The organism is Plantibacter sp. CFBP 8775 (genome assembly GCF_014839505.1).
GTDB classification, from domain to species: Bacteria; Actinomycetota; Actinomycetes; order Actinomycetales; family Microbacteriaceae; genus Plantibacter; species Plantibacter auratus.
This window is the reverse complement of the sequence record NZ_JACYNV010000001.1, coordinates 365,787-383,693: the sequence shown is the minus strand read 5'-3', so window position 1 is coordinate 383,693 and position 17,907 is coordinate 365,787. Positions and strand designations below refer to the sequence as shown.

The 17,907-nt window shown below is 71.0% G+C and carries 17 protein-coding genes; 9 read left to right on the top strand and 8 right to left on the bottom strand.

Annotated features, from left to right (window positions below; genetic code table 11):
- Positions 1-33 precede the first annotated feature (33 nt).
- From IFR14_RS01815 to IFR14_RS01805, 3 genes are read right to left on the bottom strand one after another with little or no spacing between them, the layout of a single operon-like run.
- Positions 34-1,674: an amidohydrolase family protein gene (locus IFR14_RS01815; protein ID WP_191940025.1), complete on the bottom strand. Its 1,641-nt coding sequence runs from the start codon at positions 1,672-1,674 to the stop codon at positions 34-36.
- Positions 1,671-2,330 carry a bifunctional 4-hydroxy-2-oxoglutarate aldolase/2-dehydro-3-deoxy-phosphogluconate aldolase gene (locus IFR14_RS01810; RefSeq protein WP_085511359.1) on the bottom strand — a complete coding sequence of 220 codons (660 nt, stop codon included), beginning with the start codon at positions 2,328-2,330 and terminating at the stop codon, positions 1,671-1,673. Before IFR14_RS01810 ends, IFR14_RS01815 begins: the two co-directional genes overlap by 4 nt.
- A gap of 23 nt (positions 2,331-2,353) precedes the next feature.
- Complete coding sequence (locus tag IFR14_RS01805; protein WP_191940024.1) at positions 2,354-3,658, bottom strand: amino acid deaminase; 1,305 nt, start codon at positions 3,656-3,658, stop codon at positions 2,354-2,356.
- A gap of 152 nt (positions 3,659-3,810) precedes the next feature.
- Here IFR14_RS01805 and IFR14_RS01800 point away from each other — a divergent pair, with 152 nt between their 5' ends.
- The 4 genes from IFR14_RS01800 to IFR14_RS01785 all read left to right on the top strand — a co-directional run bounded on the left by IFR14_RS01800 (position 3,811) and on the right by IFR14_RS01785 (position 7,310).
- A complete protein-coding gene (locus tag IFR14_RS01800) occupies positions 3,811-4,860 on the top strand; it encodes a sugar kinase (protein ID WP_191940023.1) in 1,050 nt (349 codons plus the stop codon).
- A complete protein-coding gene (locus IFR14_RS01795; RefSeq protein ID WP_191940022.1) occupies positions 4,857-5,630 on the top strand; it encodes an IclR family transcriptional regulator in 774 nt (257 codons plus the stop codon). The genes IFR14_RS01800 and IFR14_RS01795 overlap by 4 nt, the downstream gene beginning before the upstream one ends.
- Positions 5,631-5,775: 145 nt before the next feature.
- A complete protein-coding gene (locus IFR14_RS01790) occupies positions 5,776-6,180 on the top strand; it encodes a RidA family protein (protein WP_064293914.1) in 405 nt (134 codons plus the stop codon).
- A gap of 239 nt (positions 6,181-6,419) precedes the next feature.
- Positions 6,420-7,310, top strand: a complete 891-nt coding sequence (locus IFR14_RS01785) for an EamA family transporter (RefSeq protein WP_191940021.1) — start codon at positions 6,420-6,422, stop codon at positions 7,308-7,310.
- A gap of 116 nt (positions 7,311-7,426) precedes the next feature.
- Here the strand turns inward: IFR14_RS01785 and manD are convergent, their stop codons facing one another.
- From manD to uxaC, 3 genes are all read right to left on the bottom strand, one after another.
- Positions 7,427-8,665 carry a D-mannonate dehydratase ManD gene (manD, locus tag IFR14_RS01780; RefSeq protein ID WP_191940020.1) on the bottom strand — a complete coding sequence of 413 codons (1,239 nt, stop codon included), beginning with the start codon at positions 8,663-8,665 and terminating at the stop codon, positions 7,427-7,429.
- An 80-nt stretch (positions 8,666-8,745) separates the two neighbouring features.
- Positions 8,746-10,206: a mannitol dehydrogenase family protein gene (locus tag IFR14_RS01775; RefSeq protein ID WP_241160983.1), complete on the bottom strand. Its 1,461-nt coding sequence runs from the start codon at positions 10,204-10,206 to the stop codon at positions 8,746-8,748.
- 5 nt (positions 10,207-10,211) lie between these two features.
- Positions 10,212-11,630 (bottom strand): glucuronate isomerase, encoded by a 1,419-nt coding sequence (gene uxaC / locus IFR14_RS01770; RefSeq protein ID WP_124767936.1) that lies wholly within the window; start codon positions 11,628-11,630, stop codon positions 10,212-10,214.
- Positions 11,631-11,814: 184 nt separating this feature from the next.
- Here uxaC and IFR14_RS21330 point away from each other — a divergent pair, with 184 nt between their 5' ends.
- The 5 genes from IFR14_RS21330 to IFR14_RS01745 all read left to right on the top strand — a co-directional run bounded on the left by IFR14_RS21330 (position 11,815) and on the right by IFR14_RS01745 (position 16,456).
- The gene (locus tag IFR14_RS21330; protein ID WP_124767935.1) at positions 11,815-12,627 is read left to right on the top strand and encodes a sugar phosphate isomerase/epimerase family protein; all 813 of its coding nucleotides are present in this window, start codon (positions 11,815-11,817) and stop codon (positions 12,625-12,627) included.
- Between the two features lie 52 nt (positions 12,628-12,679).
- A complete protein-coding gene (locus IFR14_RS01760) occupies positions 12,680-13,777 on the top strand; it encodes a Gfo/Idh/MocA family protein (RefSeq protein ID WP_191940019.1) in 1,098 nt (365 codons plus the stop codon).
- On the top strand, positions 13,774-14,658 hold the full coding sequence (locus tag IFR14_RS01755) for a sugar phosphate isomerase/epimerase family protein (RefSeq protein ID WP_191940018.1): 885 nt from the start codon (positions 13,774-13,776) through the stop codon (positions 14,656-14,658). The genes IFR14_RS01760 and IFR14_RS01755 overlap by 4 nt, the downstream gene beginning before the upstream one ends.
- 86 nt (positions 14,659-14,744) lie before the next feature.
- On the top strand, positions 14,745-15,815 hold the full coding sequence (locus tag IFR14_RS01750; protein ID WP_249406883.1) for a LacI family DNA-binding transcriptional regulator: 1,071 nt from the start codon (positions 14,745-14,747) through the stop codon (positions 15,813-15,815).
- Positions 15,816-15,931: 116 nt separating this feature from the next.
- Positions 15,932-16,456 (top strand): GrpB family protein, encoded by a 525-nt coding sequence (locus IFR14_RS01745; RefSeq protein ID WP_191940017.1) that lies wholly within the window; start codon positions 15,932-15,934, stop codon positions 16,454-16,456.
- 19 nt (positions 16,457-16,475) lie between these two features.
- Here the strand turns inward: IFR14_RS01745 and IFR14_RS01740 are convergent, their stop codons facing one another.
- Both IFR14_RS01740 and IFR14_RS21325 read right to left on the bottom strand, forming a co-directional pair.
- Positions 16,476-16,853 carry a RidA family protein gene (locus tag IFR14_RS01740; RefSeq protein WP_191940016.1) on the bottom strand — a complete coding sequence of 126 codons (378 nt, stop codon included), beginning with the start codon at positions 16,851-16,853 and terminating at the stop codon, positions 16,476-16,478.
- Between the two features lie 4 nt (positions 16,854-16,857).
- Entirely contained in the window at positions 16,858-17,838 is a 981-nt protein-coding gene (locus IFR14_RS21325; RefSeq protein WP_191940015.1) for a helix-turn-helix domain-containing protein, read from the bottom strand.
- Between the last annotated feature and the right edge of the window lie 69 nt (positions 17,839-17,907).

The window sequence follows — 17,907 nt, the reverse complement described above, 5'->3', positions numbered from 1 at the left end:
CCTTCTGTGTCGGCGGTGAGGAAGGGGAAGCGGTCAGGCCGGGCGGCGGCGGAGCGAACGACCGGGGACGGCGTCGGTGCGTCGACCGTCGGCGATGACGGCGGCACCGTTCACGAAGACCCACGGGATGCCCGCGGCCTGCTGCCGGGGCTCGGCGAAGGTCGCGCGGTCGGCGATGGTCGCGGGGTCGAAGAGGACGAGGTCGGCGACGGCTCCGACGCGGAGCACGCCGCGGTCGCTGAGTCCGAGTCGCGCGGCCGGTCGCGAGGTGAGGTGCGCGACGGCGTCTTCGAGCCCGAGCACCCCCTCTTCGCGAACGTAGTGGCCGAGGTAGCGCGGGAAGGTGCCCCAGGCGCGCGGGTGCGGCTTCGCGCCGATGAGGATCCCGTCGCTGCCGCCCGCGTGGGCCGGGTGCACCATCATCGTGCGCACGTTGGCCTCGTCGCCGACGTGCTGGAGGATGCCGGTCGCGAGCCGGTCGGCTTCGAGCAGCGCGAAGAACAGGGCCGTCGGGTCGCCCGACCACGCGTGTCCCGCATCCTCCGCGGCGATGTCGGCGACGGTCCGGCCGACGAACCCGGCGAGCTCGGGGTTCGCGACGCCGGAGATCTCGATCGTGGCCCAGTCGGTGACGACACCGTGACAGCCGTCCGTGCCGAGCACCTCGAGCTCGTATCGGATCCGCGCACGGACGTCGTCGTCGCCCAGACGCTCGATCGTCGCGTCCGGCCCGCCGACCGCCGCCCAGCTCGGCAGCAATGCCGACAGGGTCGTCGAACCGGGGAGGTAGGGATAGGTGTCGAGCGTGATGTCGACGCCGTCGGCGATGGCGGCGTCGATGAGCGCCACGAGTTCGGCGGCCCGGCCGGCGTTGACGCCGAAGTTCATCGTCGCGTGCGTGAGGTGCAGCGCGCACCCGGACCGGCGGCTGACGTCGATCATCTCCGCGTACGCCTCGAGTGCGCCCTTGCCGTACGAGCGCTGGTGGGGTGCGTAGAAGCCGCCGTACTCCGCGACGGTGCGGCACAGCGCGACGAGCTCCTCGGTGTCGGCGAACATGCCGGGCACGTAGGTGAGCCCGGAGGACATGCCGACGGCCCCCTCCCGCAGACCGGCCGCGACGAGCCCCTGCATGCGAGCGATCTCGTCAGCGGTCGCAGCCCGGTTCTCGGTGCCGACCACGAGCATCCGGACGGAGCCCTGCGGCACGAGGTAGGCGACGTTCAGCGCGGCCCCGCGGTCGACCCGGTCGAGGTACTCGCCGACGGTCCGCCACGAGAAGTCGACGTCGTCTGGTTGCCCGTTCCAGCCGGCGATCTGCTGCCGGACGATCGCCATGGTGCGGTCGTCCGTCGGGGCGTAGGAGAGCCCGTCCTGCCCGAGGACCTCCGTGGTGACGCCCTGCGAGACCTTGGCGAGGTGCTCGTGGTCGCGGAGGACGGCGAGGTCGGAGTGGGCGTGCATGTCGATGAAGCCGGGCGACGCGACGAACCCGTTGGCGTCGATGATCAGGGCGTCAGCGGGTGCGTCGGCCTCGGCGGACGCCCCGATCGCGATGATGCGGCCCCGGTCGATGAGCAGCGACCCGTGCACGCTCGGTCCGCCGGTGCCGTCGACGATGCGAGCGCCGCGGATGATCACCGCGCGCGCATCGTCCGTCGGTCGCGACGTCACGGCAGGAGGGCCGCCGTGGTGAAGGCGGTCGCGCGCTCGGTGACCCCGGCCCAGTCGGCGGCGGCGACGTCGGCCGCACCGACCACACTCGACCCTGCGGTGACGGCGGCTGCGCCGGCCTGGATGTACTCGCGGGCGTTGCCGGCGTGCAGTCCACCCGACGGCACGAGCCGGAGACCCGGGAACGGACCCTTGAGGTCCTTGAGGAAGCCGGACCCCATGGCGGCGGCCGGGAAGATCTTCACCGCGTGGGAACCGAGCGACGCCGCGCGCATGACCTCGCTCGGCGTCATCGCCCCGAGCAGGAACGGGATGCCGGCGGCGGTGGCGACCTCGGCGACCTCCTCGCTCAGACCGGGCGTGACCAGGAACTGCGCACCGCTGTCGACGGCGCGCTGCGCGGTGTCGCGGTCCACGACCGTCCCCGCGCCGATCACGGCCCCGTGGTCGCCGATCGCGTCGGCCGCGGCGCGGATGAGCGCTTCGACGCCCGGCGTGGTGAAGGTGAACTCCACACTGCGGATCCCGCCCGCGGCGAGCGCCCTGCAGAGTTCGACCGGGTCGGGGATGACGGGCACGCGGACGACGGCGATGGCGCGGTCGGCGTACAGGGCGTCGAGGGCGTGCGGCGTGGTGGGAGGGGTCTCGAGCGTCATGCGGGGCTCCTGTTCGGGTCGGCTCAGCCGAAGGTGGTGGTGACGGCGTCGACGGCGCTCGGTTCGGCGAGACGGACGTCGTCGATGACGACGAGGGCACGCCACTTGTCGAAGGTGGTGCACGGGTGGGAGAGGCCCAGGCGGATGACGTCGCCGACCTCGGCGTCGCTGCCGGGCGGCAGGGAGACGAAAGTGTGCTGGTCGTTCATGGCCGTGGTCGTCGCGCCCGGGAGCGGCTCGACGGTGGCGGAACCGGCGCGGCGGACGCCCTGCACCTCGGGGAGTCCCTCGTCGAACGGGAAGTCGCGCTTCCCGCCGTCGATGAGCGCGAGACCGGGCTCGGGGCGGGAGACGATCGTCGCCCAGCCGTGGATCGCGGAGCGGAAGTCGCCGGTGCCCTCGTGGCGGCCGAGCGGCGTGATCCCGCGGTAGAAGCCGTCGTCGTGGGTGACGTATGCGCCGGAGCGCAGCAGCACGTCGACGGCGCGTCCGTGAGCACCGTCGAGGTCGCGCAGTCCGGCGAGGACCTCGGCGACCACGTCGAAGTAGGCGCTGCCCCCGGCGGTCACGATGAGCGTCCGGACACGTTCGTCGTACCGGCCGCCTGCGAGGAGGGCGTCGTGGAGCGCGGCGAGCGACTCCAGGTAGTCGCGGACGATCTGCAGCGAGCCGTCATCGCCGTGGTGTGCGAGGGCCCCCTCGTAGCCGCTGACGCCGGCGAGCGCGAGCTCGGGAGAGGCGACGACGGCCTCGGCGATCTCGAGCGCGGTGGCGTGGTCCCGGGCTCCGGTGCGGCCGCCCGGCGCACCGAGTTCCACGAGCACGTGGAGGGGGCGACGGGGTGGCTGCTCGGCGAGCACGCGCGACATGATCTGCACGGCTCGGACGGAATCGGCCCACACGACGATCTCGGCGTCGCCGCTGTCGAGGGACCGCGCGACGGCGCGCAGGTGTTCGGGCTGCACGAGGGCGTTGGCGAGCATCACGCGGGGGATCGACCAGTCCAGCGCGATGGAGAGCTGCCACGGGGTCGCGACGGTGATGCCCCAGGCACCCGCGTCGAGCTGACGCTGCCACAGGGCCCGGTTCATCGTCGTCTTGCCGTGCGGCGCGAGGCCCACCCCTGCGCGGTCGCACCACTGCCGCATGGTCTCGACGTTGTCGGCGACCGCCGAGCGGTCGAGCGTGACGAGCGGCGTGGTGAAGTCGGCGAGCGCCGGTCGACCGGCGAGGAACGCGGCGGCGTCGGTTCCGACGGACGCCGGCGGGAAGCCCTTGAGGCTGCCGTCGAGCACGCCCAGCGCGCCGGCATCGAAGTCGTCCGTCATCGTCTCCTCGTTTCACGATCGAGCGCTGCCGACGTCGCGAGCGTCAAGCGTTGCGCATCTTGCAACCGACATTGCATCCGGCGCTACGTCTGTTCTAGCATTGCGTCCACAGGCCGTCAACCGGACCCGGCCGAGACGCGAGGGGAACCGTGATGACGACGTCACCGTCCACCGTGAGCACGATCGGCGAAGCGATGGTCGTCCTCCTGCCCGAGAACCAGCTCCCGGTCGCCGAGGCCCGCGAATACCGGACGGGCGTCGGCGGTGCCGAGTTCAACGTCGCCTCCAGCCTCGCGCGCATGGGCGTCCCCACCCACTGGATCTCGCGCCTCGGCGACGACGGGTTCGGCGACTACATCCTCGAGACGGCCCGGCACGACGGCGTCCTCACCGACGCCGTCGAACGCGACGACCACCGGCCCACCGGCCTCTACGTCAAGGAGACGGTCGTGAGCGCCGACGGCGACCGTCGGCCGCGGATGCACTACTACCGCAGCGAGTCCGCCGCGTCGCAGCTCGGCGCCGACACCCTGCGACACGAGGCGACCCGGGCGGCCATCACCGCCTCCGCCATCGTGCACACCTCCGGCATCACCCCGGCCCTCTCCGACTCGACCGCGCTGCTCGTGGGCGAGCTGGGCGGCGCACTGCCCCGAGACACCGTCCTGAGCGTCGACCTCAACTTCCGCCCGCGACTCTGGGAGCGTCGCTCGACCGCCCCGCTGCACCGTCTCCTCGACCAGGCGTCCGTCCTGTTCCTCGGCGTCGACGAAGCGGAGCTGTTCTTCGGCCACACGGACGCCGCCCGCCTCTTCGCCGAGCTGCCGACCCTGCAGCGCATCGTGCTCAAGGACGAGGAGAACGCAGCGACCACCCTCCACCGCGGCTCCGAGGCGGGCATCGAGGTGCGGTCGTTGTCGGTCGACGTCGTCGAGACCGTCGGCGCGGGCGACGCGTTCGCCGCCGGCTACCTCGCCGGGCTGGCCTCGGGTCGCTCCGACACCGCCTGCACGCGGCTCGGCCACGCGGTCGCGGCGTCGACGCTCATCTGCCACGGCGACCGCCCCGAGCTCGTGCCCGACGCGCAGGGTGTCAGGACCATCGTCGAGGCGACCGATGAGGAGTGGGCGTCGTGGCGCATCACCGCCGACCACCCGCTGCCATGGACGACGGTGGGCTCGAACGAGATGGTCGACGCATGAGCCAGTCCCTGTCCCGCGCCCTCGACCTCCTCCGCGAGATCGTCTCGGGCACCAACTCCCTCGACGCGCTCGCGGCGACGGCCGGCGTGCACAAGACCACGGTGCTGCGCCTGCTCAACACCCTCGAGGAGCACGGCTTCGTCACGCGCGACGCGTCGTTCCGGTACCACCTCGGGCGGGCGATGTTCGAGCTGACCCAGACCGCGCTCGACGAGCAGGACGTCCGCGGCGTCGCCGCGCCGCACATCCGGGCGCTCGGGGCGGCCACGGGCCAGACGGTGCACCTCGCCGCCTACGAGGGCGGCTCCGTCTTCTACATCGACAAGGTCGAGTCCCGTCAGCCCCTCCGCATGTACTCGCGTGTCGGCCTGCCCGCCTCCCTGTACGCGACCGGGGTCGCGAAGGTCCTCCTCGGTGGACTCGACGAGGCGGAGCGTCGACGCGTCGTCACGGGCATCGTGTTCGAGCGGTACACCGACAAGACCATCACCGACGCCGACGCCCTGCTCGCCGAGATCGAGCGTTCGACCGAACGCGGATGGGCCGAGGACCACGAGGAGCACGAGAGCTTCATGAACTGCGTGGCCGCGCCGGTCTTCGGGCCCGACGGCCGGGTCACCGCGGCGGTGTCGATCTCGGTCCCGACGATGGTCCTCCCACACAGCGGCGTCCGCGCACTCCTGCCGCAGCTCCTCGCCACCACGTCCGCGATCTCCACAGAACTCGGCTACGCACCGCCGGCGCCCACTGCGGCCCCCGCCACCGCCTGACCTCCCGCCCGTCCCGTCCCTGAGCCCCCACCAACCCCGGTCCCTGACCACCCATCCGGCCCCTGAGCCCCACCATCCGGTCCCTGAGCCCCACCATCCGGTCCCTGAGCTTGTCGAAGGGCCACCAACCGAAGGACACACCCCCATGACCGAACGCACCGCCATCTCCACCACCGACGCCCCGGCTCCGGCGCACACCTTCTCCCAGGGGGTCCGCAAGGGCAACTTCGTCCAGGTCTCCGGCCAGGGCCCCGTCGACCCCGCGACGAACGAGTACCTGTTCCCGGGCGACGTCGCCGCGCAGACCACCCGCACGCTGCAGAACGTCGAGGCGATCCTCGCGGCCGGCGGCGCGACCTTCGACGACGTCATGATGCTGCGCGTCTACCTCACCAAGCGCGAGGACTTCGCGATCATGAACGACGCCTACGGCGAATTCGTCGGCTCGCGTGTGAAGGGTGGCGTCCTGCCCTCGCGCACCACGGTCTTCACGGGCCTCCCGCGCGAGGAGATGCTCGTCGAGATCGACGCCATCGCGATCGTCGACTGACGCACGTCCATTCGCCCAAGTTCGGGCGACCGAGCGTTCGTTCGCCCAGAACTGGGCGAACGAACACGCCTCGCCGGAGGCTGGTAGCGTGGTGCGCGATAGCGCCTAGGGTTCCGGAGCGACAGCTCGACTGGTCCGAGCGGCGCCACGGTCGGCAGCCAGCCAACGACCGTCATCTGACAGGACAAAAGCCCGGAGGACCCTGATCGTCGCGTCCGCGAGGATCGGAAGGGTCTCACGTGTCTCTGCTCGCCGTCACCATCGTCCTCGCCGCCGCAGTCTGCCATGCGGCGTGGAACATCATCGCCCACGGCGTCAGCCGGATCGGCATGCCCTTCCTCTGGTGGGGCGCCGTGGCGAGCACCGTCCTGTGGGCGATCGTCGTCCCCTTCACCGGCGGTCTCGGTACGGACGACCTCGCCGGCTTCGCCATCGGCGTCGTCGTCTCCGCCGTGCTGCACTACGTCTACATGCTCGTGCTGCAACGCGGCTACGCCAGCGGACGCCTCTCCACCGTCTACGCCACGGCGCGCGGCACCGGCCCGACGATCAGCGTGATCATCGCGGTCCTCGTCCTCGGCGAGCGCCCGTCGCTGCTCGCGCTCCTCGGCGTCGCGGCGATCGTCGTCGGCGTCGTCGCGATCGGGTTCGTCGATCGCGGCAGCGACCCGTCACCGGTCGCCGTCGAGGTGCGTGCAACGCGACGACGCCTCGACCCTGCAGTCGCCTTCGGGCTCCTCACCGGGGTCGCGATCGCGGCCTACACGATCTGGGACGCGCACGCCGTCCGCACGTGGGGCGCCTCGCCCGTCGCGTACATGGTCGGCTGCACCGCGGTCGAGGTCGTCCTGTTCTCCGGATCGCTCGGGCGCCGGGCACGCGAACTGCCGGCGGTCCTGCGCGCCCACTGGCCGCGCATCCTCGCCTTCGGAGTGCTCTCGCCGATGTCGTACATCCTCGTGCTCGTCGCCATCACCATGGCGCCGGTCGCGCTCGTCGCACCGATGCGCGAGGTGAGCGTCATCCTCGTCAGCCTGTTCGGCGCACTCGTGCTCCGCGAGGGCCGACCCGTACGCCGGATCGCCGCGGCGACCGTCGTCGTGATCGGCGTCGCCCTCCTCGCGGGCTGACCCTGCTACGAGGCATTCGTGAGCGCGCCCCCTGTGACGTGAGCGCGGGCCTCCGGAGGGGCGCACTCACGCCACAGGGGCGCGGTCGGGTCAGCGCACCGCGCTGGCCGCAAGGATCACCAGTCGTGGACGGTGCCGTCGGCGAGACGGTTGTAGGGCAGGTAGGCGCGCTGGTACGGGTACATGCCCGCCTCGTCGACGTCCAAGTCGACACCGAGGCCGGGCGCATCCCCGGGGTGGAGCATGCCGTTCTCCCAGGTGTAGGACTGCTGGAACACCGCGTCGGTCTTGGCGCCGTGCTTCATGTACTCCTGGATGCCGAAGTTGTGGATCGACAAGCCGAGGTGCATCGCGGCGGCCATCCCCACCGGCGAGATGTCCGTCGGCCCGTGCATGCCCGACTTGATCTGATACTGCGAGGCGTAGTCGAGCACCTTCTTCAGATGCGTGATCCCGCCAGTGTGCGTGACCGCGCTGCGGACGTAGTCGATGAGCTGCTCGCGGATGATCTGCTGGTAGTCCCACACCGTGTTGAAGATCTCCCCGATCGCCAGCGGCGTCGTCGTGTGCTGCCGCACGAGACGCAACGCCTCCGGGTTCTCCGCCGGCGTGCAATCCTCCAACCAGAACAGGTCGTAGGGTTCGAGGCTCTTGCCGAGCTTCGCGGCCTGGATCGGCGTCATCCGGTGGTGCCCGTCGTGCAGCAACGGCAGTTCCGGCCCGAACTCGTTCCGCACCGCCTCGAACACCGTCGGCAGGTGACGCAGGTACGACCGGGTGTCCCAGTCCTCCTCGTTCGGCAGGCCACCGCGCTGCGCCGGCTCGTGGTCGTACCGGACACCGGTGTTGCCCTCGAACGTGGCGTTGGAGGCGATCCCGTAGATCGACTTCAGCCCCGGCACCGCCGTCTGGATCCGGATGGCCTTGTAGCCCTGCGCCTGGTGCTCGCGCACGCTGTCGAACAGCTCCTCGTTCGTCTTGCCCGACGCGTGCCCGTAGGCGAGCAGCCCCGTCCGGGACGCCCCGCCCAGCAGCTGGTACACCGGCATGCCCGCAGCCTTGCCCTTGATGTCCCACAGCGCCATGTCGACCGCCGCGATCGCCGCCATCGTCACCGGACCACGCCGCCAGTACGCCGAGCGGTAGAGGAACTGCCAGGTGTCCTCGATCCGCGACGCATCGCGCCCGAGCAGCAGCGGCACCACGTGCTCGGTCAGATACGCCACCACCGCGAGCTCGCGCCCGTTCAGCGTCGCGTCCCCGAGGCCGGTCAGGCCGTCGTCGGTCGTGAGCTTCAACGTCACGAAGTTCCGGTCGGGACTCGTGACGATGACCTCGGCCTTGTCGATGTTCATGGGTACTACTCCTTCGTGCATTGCGGCCGATGTGGCCGGGGTGGTTCCGACGGACTGCGGGTCGGCTGCAGCGGGGGGTGTCAGGGGTTCCGTGGGCGTCCGGTCAGCTCGTCGACCAGGTGCTCCAGCTCGGTGACGAGCGTGGAACCGTCATCCGGCTCCGAGTCGAGGAGGCGGGGATCGATCAGGCGTACGAGCGCCGCGGTCCGCTCCCGGCCGTGGAACCGGAGTGCCTCGGCGACCGCGGCACCGCTCGCATCGCCCGGGCGGTCGTCGCTCTGTACAGCCGCCACCCACGCGGCGATCACGCGCAGGGACCCGGTTCCCGGCCGACCGGCGGCGCGTTCCGCGAGGAGGGTCGACACGATCCGCACCCGCAGCTTGGTGACGCCCTCGAGGGCGATCTGCTGCAACCGATGCTCGATGCGCGCGTTGTCGAAGCGCTCCAGGAGTGCGGTGCGATACACCGTCAGCCCGAGGTCGTCCGGCAGGTGACGCTCCGTCTCGTCCCAGTACTCCTCGACCCAGGCCCGGCACTGCTCGTCACCGACCGCCTCGGCGACCGTCGCATGATCGCGCAGCGGGCCCGCATAGGCGAGGAGGCAGTGGGCGCCGTTCAGCAGCCGCAGTTTGCGTTGCTCGTAGGGCTCGAGGTCGTCGACGAACCGGGCACCCGCGGACTCCCACGCCGGCCGCCCGGCGGGGAAGTCGCCGCTCAGCACCCAGTCGGTGAAGGGCTCGGTGACGACGGGAGCGGCATCGGCGAATCCGGTGAGGGTCGCGGCCGCCGCTTCGTCGGCAGGCGTGGGACGCGGCGTGATGCGGTCGACCGAGGACGAGACGAACGAGACCTCGTCGGCGATCCACCGAGCGGTCTCCGGGCGGACCCGGTCGGCAAGGGCGAGCATCGCGCGACGGACGAGCGCACCGCCGTCGGCGATGTTGTCGCACGGCACGATCGCGATCGGACCGGCCCCGGCGCGACGACGGGCTTCGAGGCCGAGGAGCAGTCTGCCGAGCGTCGTCGTCGGTCGGGCATCGCGGAGTTCCGCCCCGCCGTCCAAGGCGTCCGACAGCAGCGTGACGTCCCGCTCGACCGCCGGATCCGACGCGTCCGGCTTGCCCTCGGCATCGAGCCGGTACCCGGACTCGGTGACGGTGAGGGTGACGATGGCGGTGGTCTCAGCGGCGAGGAGGTCATGGAGCCGTGCGACGTCGGCGCCGTCCCGCGCCTCGACGATCGAACCGACGATCGTGGCCGAGTCGCCGTCCGCCGAGCGCTCGACGACCGTGTAGAGGCAGTCCTGGGCGTCCAGGTCGACTGCGGCCTGCGGGCTCCGGCCGGTGAAGGCGGCGATGCCCCACTCGTGATCGGGGTCGACGAGCTGGGTGTACCAGGCCTGGTGGGCACGGTGGAAGGCGCCGAGTCCGAGGTGGACGATCCGGACCGGTGCCGATGGGAACTCGGGCAGCCGCGCGCGGGACAGACGCGGGACCGCCTGCTCCCGCGGCGCTCCGGCAGCGCTGTCCACGTTCGTCACGGTGCTCACAGCTTGAACACCCGTCGCGGCTGCTCGACGACGAGGTCGAGGATGATGCGTTCGGCCGTCGCCTCGTCGATGCGCCCCTCCCGCACGAGTCGCGCGAGGAAGGACGCGTCGAGGCGCCGGGACATGTCGTGTCGGGCGGGGATCGAGAGGAACGCCCGCGTGTCGTCGATGAACCCCGATCCGCGTGAGAATCCTGCCGTCTCCGTCACGGCGGACCGGAAGCGCAGGACGGCGTCGGGCGCGTCGAGGAACCACCACGGCGCGCCGATGAAGACGCTCGGGTAGAACCCGGCGAGCGGTGCGATCTCCCGCGAGTAGCTCGTCTCGTCGACGCTGAAGAGGACGAGGTGGAACCCCGGAGCCGTGCCGAACCGCTCCAGCAACGGGCGCAGGGGGCGGACGTAGTCGGTGCGGACCGGGAGGTCGTGCCCGGTGTCCGGTCCGAAGCGGGCGAGCGTCGGCGCGTGGTGGTTGCGGTGGACACCGGGGTGCACGGTCATGACGAGGCCGTCCTCGACGCTCATCCGGGCGCTCTCGAACAGCATGTGCGCGGCGAACCGCTCGAGGTCGGCGGCGTCGGCGGTCCCCGACAGCGCGCGGTCGAACAGCGCTGCGGCGTCCGCCTCCTCGAGTTCGAGCGTGAGTGGCTGCGGGACACCGTGGTCGGCCGACACCGCCCCATGTTCGATGAAGTGGCGACGGCGCCCGGCGAGCGCTTCGAGATAGCCGCGGTAGCTGCCCTCCGGGGTGCCGTTCCAGGCAGCGAGCGCCGCGACCCGCTCCGCCCACCCGGCCTTCGACGGATCGAGGTACGCGTCGGGCCGGAAGGTCGGCAGGACGCGCCCGCTGAAGGTGGGGTCCGCTGCGAGGGCGGCATGCGCGGCGAGGTCGTCCATCGGGTCGTCGGTGGTCGCGAGCACCTCGATGCGGAAGCGGTCGAACAGCGCACGCGGACGGAACGCCGGCGCTTGGAGCGCCTCGTGGATCGTGTCGAAGAGCCGGTCGGCGTTCGCGCCGTCCGGCTGCTCCGTGACGCCGAACTGCTCACCGAGGATCGAGCTCAGCCAGTACCCGGAGGCGGTGCCGGCGTACAGGTGCCAGTGCTCGCAGAACCGTCGCCAGGCGTCCCGCGGCGCGGCGACGGCACCACCCTCCGCGAGGTCGGGCACGCCGACGTCCGCGAGGGAGAACCCGGCGGCGTGCAGCAGGCGGGTGACGTAGTGGTCGTGCCGGAGGAACAGCTCGGTGGCGTTCGCGAACGGGGTGTCCTCGACGAGGATCGCCGGATCCACGTGCCCGTGCGGCGAGATGATCGGCAGGGCCTCGACCGAGCGGTAGAGCGCCCTGGCGACGTCGCGCGTCCCGGGGTCGGCGGGGAGGAGGCGGTCTGGATCGTTCTGCAGCGTCGTCGGCACGCCTCCATTGAAACGGTGAGGCCTCCGTCTGTCAACCGATTGCCACACCCTGCTGGCAATCGCTTGCCGGAACGCCGACCGTCTGCGAGACTGATCCCGCTTCCGACCGGAACCGTCGTGGTCCAGGACCACTGGAACGCGTCAGCGACGCGAGGAGCAGACCCGGCTATCACAGGAGATTGCAGTGGCAAGCAGCGTTCGTATCGACATCGCGACCGCCCAGCGGCACCCGCTCACGGGGTACGGCGTGATCGTCCCCTCCGAACGCATCCCCGGTGCGTTCGCGTCCGGAGCCGACTACGCGGAACCGACCATCGTCGGCAACCTCGTCGTCGCCGACGGAGCCGGGTGGACGCGCCACCCCGACTACGACGTGAGCGTCCGACGCGGCTCGTTCGCGATCCTGTTCCCCGGCGACCTGTCGCTCGCCGACCCCGGCTTCCCGACGGAACGCGTCACCGCGTACCTCGACGCCGTCATGCCGATCATCGGTTCGGTCTCGGAGCCCGGCGCGAAGATCGTGTTCGGGAGCGGTACGGCGCGCACCATCCCCACCGGGGTGGACGTCGCGGCCGCCCGCGCGAGGTTCGCAGAGGTCGTCGTCGAGACGCGCGACGCGGCGGAGCGGAACGGACTGCAGATCGTCCTCGAGCCGCTGAACCGTGACGAGACGAACCTGCTCAACTCGCTCGAGGAGACGGTCGCCTTCCTCGACGAGTTCGGGATCGACCGTGTGCCCGTCGTCGCCGACCTCTTCCACATCATGCTGGAGGAGGAGCCGTTCGCCGTCGTCCAGGCCCTCGGCGCCCGCATCGGACACGCCCACATCGCCGATGCCGGACGACGGCCGCCCGGCCAGGGCGACTGGCCACTCACCGAATTCATCACGGCCCTCCGAGACGGCGGCTACGACGGCCCCATCACCGTCGAGTGCCTCTTCGAGGACTTCGAACCGGAGCTCGAGGCCGCCCTCGCACACCTCCGCCAGCTCGCCTGAGCCGGCACGGACACCGACCCATCCCACGCACAGAACTGGAGCGAACCCCCGCATGTCCCGACCGCACCGCATCGCCATCGCCGGCGCCGGCATCATCTCGAAGCAGCACGGCATCGTCATCGACCAGCTGCGCGACGAGTTGGAACTCGTCGCCGTCGCCGACCCGGAGCTCGCGAAGGCGGAGGCCCTCGTCGCCGAGCGCGGCGGACGGGCGTTCACGACCCTCACGGAGGCGCTGGCGCAGACCGACCCCGACATCGTCGTCGTCTGCACGCCCACCGGCCTGCACGCCGACCTCGCCATCGAAGCGCTCGAGGCCGGCAAGCACGTCATCATCGAGAAGCCGGCCGACGTCACCGTCTCGCGGACGGACGACATCATCGCCGCCCAGGAGCGGGCCGGCACCGTCGTGACCGTCATCTCCCAGCACCGCTTCGACCCCTCGACGGAGATCGTCCTCGCCGCCGCCGAACGCGGAGACCTCGGGCGCATCACCTCGGGCATCGCATCGGTCGACTGGTGGCGCGGGCAGAGCTACTACGACTCCGGCGACTGGCGCGGTACCTGGGCGCTCGACGGCGGCGGCGCGCTCATGAACCAGGGCGTGCACACGGTCGACCTGCTGGTCGCCCTCCTCGGACGCCCCGTCGAGGTCTTCGGATACACCGCGCTCCTCGCCCACAAGCGCATCGAGACCGAGGACGTCGCGGTCGGTGTCGTCCGCTTCGCATCCGGCGCGCTCGGCGTCATCCACGGCTCGACGGCCGTCTACCCGGGCCTCGTCGCGCGGCTGCAGGTCCACGGTGACCGCGGCTCCGCGGTCATCGAGAACGACCAGCTGACGTATTTCCACTCCACCCCCGCAGGAATGGAGCGCGCCGAGGCCTTCTTCGGCTCGCAGGGGAAGGACACGAACCAGGCGGCGCAGTTCGCCGACGAGACGCAGGCGGGCTCGAGCGTCGCCGGACAGATGTCGGACGCGCACCTGCACCAGTACCGGAACGTGCTCGCCGCGATCCGCGGGGAGGAGCCGCTCCGCGTGACGCTGGCCGAGAACCGCCAGGCGATCTCGATCATCACCGGTCTCTACGAATCCGCACGCACGGGCCAACCGGTCCGCCTCGACGCCGTTGCGGCGGTGGCCCGATGAGCGCGCAGCGCACGAACCGGGTGGCGGCGAACCCCATCCCGTACTGGAGTGCGCGCGGCAAGACCCGCGAGGTGTTCGAGGAGGCCTTCGCCGACTTCCAGCGCATCGGGTTCACCGCGGTGAAGGCCGACATCCCCGAGGGCATGACCGCGGAGGAGTACCGCACGTGGATCGGCGGCTACGGCCTCGCCCCGTCGCTCAGCCTGTTCAGCAGCGCGTTCGACGAGACGGTCGTCCTGACCGAGGTCCTCGAGGCGGCGAAGGCGTTCGGGGCGGCGCAGGCCTCCCTCGGACTCGACCGCACGATGATCTCCTCGATGGCGATCCCGGCGCGCATGGCGACGCCGGCGATCGGCGCCGACTTCTCCCAGGAGCGTCTCGACCTGGCCATCGAGAACGCCGGCCGGACCTGCGAGGTCCTGCTCGCCGAGGGGATCCGCCCCCTGCACCACTCGCACGTCGGTGGTGTCTTCGAGACCGAGCACGAGATCCGCAGTCTGCTCGACACCCTCGGACCGGACCTCATCGGGTTCGGGCCCGACACCGGACACCTCCGCTGGGCGGGAGCGGACCCGGTCGCGATGATCACCGACTACCGCGACCGCGTCGGCGGCATCCACATCAAGGACGTCTACGCCGATCACCTCGACGGCGCAGCCGATGGCGCGCTGAGCTACCACGAGACGTCGCAGACCAAGCGGCTGTGGGCGGAACCCGGGCTCGGCGTGCTCGACTTCGACGCGATCGTCGCGGCGATGCCCGCGGACTACGACGGCGACTACATGATCGAGGTCGACTTCCCGAGCGTCGAGAGCGTCTACGAGTCGCACCGCCTGTCGTACGAGTGGGCCAACCACGCGCTCGATGTCGCGACCCGCTGACCCGGCCGGCCTGAGCCCTCCCGCGGAGGCCGCGGCAGTACGATGGCTCAGGTCGCCGAGGGCGGCGATCGAGAGGAGCGAGCCCCATGAGCACCTCTGACGCATCCGCCGAGATGGTCGCTCCCGAGCCCGGGACGCCCGAACCCACGGCCGGGGTCGTGAAGACGAAACGCGCCGCGACGATCTACGACATCGCGCAGCTCGCCGGCGTCAACCCGTCGACCGTGTCGCGGGCGCTGAGCCGCCCCGGCCGCATCAACGAGAAGACGGCGCAGAAGATCCACGACGCCGCCAAGCAGCTCAACTACGTGGCGAACCCCGCCGCCCGCGCGCTCCCCACCGGGCGCACCGGCACGCTCGGCCTCATCGTCGCCGACATCACGAACCCGATGTTCTTCGATGTCGTCCGCGGTGCGGAGCGCGAGGCCGCCGAGCGCAACTACACGCTCGTGCTCGCGGAGTTCAAGGAGTCGGCGGAGATGGAGCTGCTGACCGCCAGGCGGCTCATGCCGTCGGTCGACGGTCTCATCCTCGCGACCTCGAGGCTCCTGCCCGACGACGTGCGCGCGCTGGGCCAGGAGAAGCCCGTCGTCGTGATCAACCGTCAGGTCGACGACGTCGACAGCATCGTCGCCGACGTCGACCCGGGCCTCACCGAGGCGATCGACCACCTCGCGGAGCTCGGTCACCGGAGGCTCGCGTTCGTCTCCGGGCCGTCGCGCTCGTGGATGTCGCGTCATCGCTGGGACCGCACGCGCGCGTTGTGCGCGGAACGCGGCATCGAGACGGTGCGGGTGCCGTCGACGCAGCCCGACATGGCCGCGGGCAGGGCGGCGGCCACGGCCGTGCTCGATACGGGTGCCACCGCGGTCCTCGCGTACAACGACCTCCTGGCCATCGGCATCATGCTGGAGCTGCGCTCACGTGGTGTCGAGATGCCCACCCGGCTGAGCCTCATCGGCTTCGACGACATCTTCGGTTCGGACTTCACGACACCGGCACTCACGTCGATCCGCAGCCCGCACATCGCCTCCGGTTCCTACGCCGTGCAGACCCTCTTCGCGCACCTCGGGGGCACCGAGGTCCCGACCATCACCGACCTCGCGACCACGCTCATCATGCGCGAGTCGACCGCCCCGCCGCCGGCCACGGACTGAGGCGGGGCGTCACCCAGCCCTTCGACAGGCTCAGGGACCGGGGTGGGCTCAGGGACCCGGGATGGGCTCGGGAGCGGCCCTCGCCCAGGGACGGACCGCGGGGTACGCTCGATCCGATGATCGAGCTGAGCCCGCACCGGACGGAGTGGGCGACGGCGTTCCGACACGAGGCGGCGCGGCTCTCGGACGTCCTCCACGAACGCGTCGACGCGATCGAGCACATCGGGAGCACCGCCGTCCCCGGTCTCGTCGCCAAGCCGATCATCGACCTCGCCGCGAGAGCGACGGCAACCGTCGACCCGTTCGCCCTCGGACCACTCCTGGCCGGGCTCGGGTACGAGCCGAACGCCGCCGGACCGAAGACGCATGCCGTGTACGTCCGCTCGGACGGAGTCCGTCGCACGCACATCCTCCACGTGTTCGGCTCAGACGTGTGGGAGCACTGCAACCAGCGGCTGTTCCGGGACAAGCTGCTGCACGACGCATCCGCTCGGCGCCGCTACCAGGAGCTCAAGCTGGAGCTCGCCAGGACCGACGACGGCCGCGCCTACACGGCGGCGAAGTCCCCGCTCATCGAGGAGCTGCTGAACGAGGAGCGCACAGCGCGCTGCCTGCCGCCGACCGCGGCCTGGGACAAGTAGGGCCGCCCCTCGCGTGGTCTCAGGCGACCAGTTCGATCTCGACGCGCGCGCCGAGCGGCAGCCCGACGACCGCGACCGTGGTGCGCGCAGGGTAGGGTGCCGAGAAGACCGTCTCGTAGACGCTGTTCATCGACGCGAAGTCGGCCATGTCGACGAGGTAGACGTTCACCTTGACCACGTCGGCGAACCCACGACCGGCCGCCGTCAGCACCGACTCGAGGTTGGCGAACACCCGGCGGGTCTGCTCAGCGACATCACCGTTGACGAGGGCTCCGGTCACCGGATCGATGGGCGTCTGCCCGGACAGGTACAGCGCTCCGGTCGGGGCGACCGCGGCATGCGAATACGGCCCGACGGGCTTCGGAGCGTGCGGGTCGTTCACCGTGGATCGCGTCATGGCCTCAGCCTAGGGAACGCGGGTGGGTTGCGCCGCGGCTCGACGCGAGGGTCACACTCGGATACTCGCCGAAGCGGGTCGTGTACGACGCGGCGAACCGCCCGAGGTGGGTGAACCCCCACCGCCTGGCGACCGCGGCGACCGTCGCGAGGCCCGGTTCCGCATCCCGCAACTCCTGTCGGACACGATCGAGGCGGATCGACCGCAGGTAGTCGGTGGCGGTGACCTCGTACTCGCGGCGGAACGCCGCCTGCAGACTGCGCAGGCTGATCCCCGCGGCAGCGGCGACCTCGTCGGTACCCAAAGGTCGGTGGGCGTTCGCGACCATGAACTCGACGGCGGCGCGGGCCTTGCTGCTCGGAGGAACCGCCAGATCGGTCCGTGGCTGCAGAGCGAGATGCGGGAAGACCTCGAGCAACGTGACGGCGGCCGCTCGGTTCGCCTCGGCGCGCAGCACCGCGGAACTCCCGTCGTCGTAGATCACGCGCGCGACGGTCGCCACCGTCTCGGTCCAACGCCGCAGGGCGTCGCCCGACGGGCGGAACGTCGTGTCGAACCGGATCGGACCCACCGACCCCTCGGTGTCCGCCGCGACGCCTTCCAAGTACGCACCGCCGAAGTGCATCATGTTGAGCCGATAGTCGATGAGATCGAACTGCGCGGGCCGGTCATTCGCGAACATCGAGGGCACGCCAGGGTGGAGCTTCATCGGCGAGCCGAGCAGGTCCATCACGCCCTCGCCACGCGTGAGCCAGGTCACCACGTACTCGTCCTGGGTGAAGGAAGCGCCCGTGATCCGGCCCTCGACCTGCGATGCGCGCAGCGCGAGGTCGGCGTCGCCGATGGACGTGAAGCGGTATCCGAAGTCGGTGGCCGTCGGCTCGACGGTGATCCCGCCGATCTGGTACGCCTCGCGGTAGAGCTCGCGCGCGTCGTCGACGTCGCCCCCCGCGGCCTCGAACCGCTCCGCGGGCCCAGCATTCACGCTCATCCTGCTCAGAATCCCACGACTGTGCCAAAGCTCCACTTCCGGGCGGTCGGCGTTCGTTTATCG

Bases quoted from the DNA above. Each gene is read 5' to 3' on its own strand.
- IFR14_RS01805 (WP_191940024.1), bottom strand. From the start codon at position 3,658: ATGACGGACGACTTCGATGCCGGCGCGCTGGGCGTGCTCGACGGCAGC.
- IFR14_RS01790 (WP_064293914.1), top strand. From the start codon at position 5,776: ATGACCGAACGCACCGCCATCTCCACCACCGACGCCCCGGCTCCGGCG.
- IFR14_RS01800 (WP_191940023.1), top strand. From the start codon at position 3,811: ATGACGACGTCACCGTCCACCGTGAGCACGATCGGCGAAGCGATGGTC.
- IFR14_RS01810 (WP_085511359.1), bottom strand. From the start codon at position 2,330: ATGACGCTCGAGACCCCTCCCACCACGCCGCACGCCCTCGACGCCCTG.
- IFR14_RS01740 (WP_191940016.1), bottom strand. From the start codon at position 16,853: ATGACGCGATCCACGGTGAACGACCCGCACGCTCCGAAGCCCGTCGGG.
- IFR14_RS01760 (WP_191940019.1), top strand. From the start codon at position 12,680: ATGTCCCGACCGCACCGCATCGCCATCGCCGGCGCCGGCATCATCTCG.
- IFR14_RS01750 (WP_249406883.1), top strand. From the start codon at position 14,745: ATGAGCACCTCTGACGCATCCGCCGAGATGGTCGCTCCCGAGCCCGGG.
- manD (WP_191940020.1), bottom strand. From the start codon at position 8,665: ATGAACATCGACAAGGCCGAGGTCATCGTCACGAGTCCCGACCGGAAC.
- IFR14_RS01795 (WP_191940022.1), top strand. From the start codon at position 4,857: ATGAGCCAGTCCCTGTCCCGCGCCCTCGACCTCCTCCGCGAGATCGTC.
- IFR14_RS01745 (WP_191940017.1), top strand. From the start codon at position 15,932: ATGATCGAGCTGAGCCCGCACCGGACGGAGTGGGCGACGGCGTTCCGA.
- IFR14_RS01755 (WP_191940018.1), top strand. From the start codon at position 13,774: ATGAGCGCGCAGCGCACGAACCGGGTGGCGGCGAACCCCATCCCGTAC.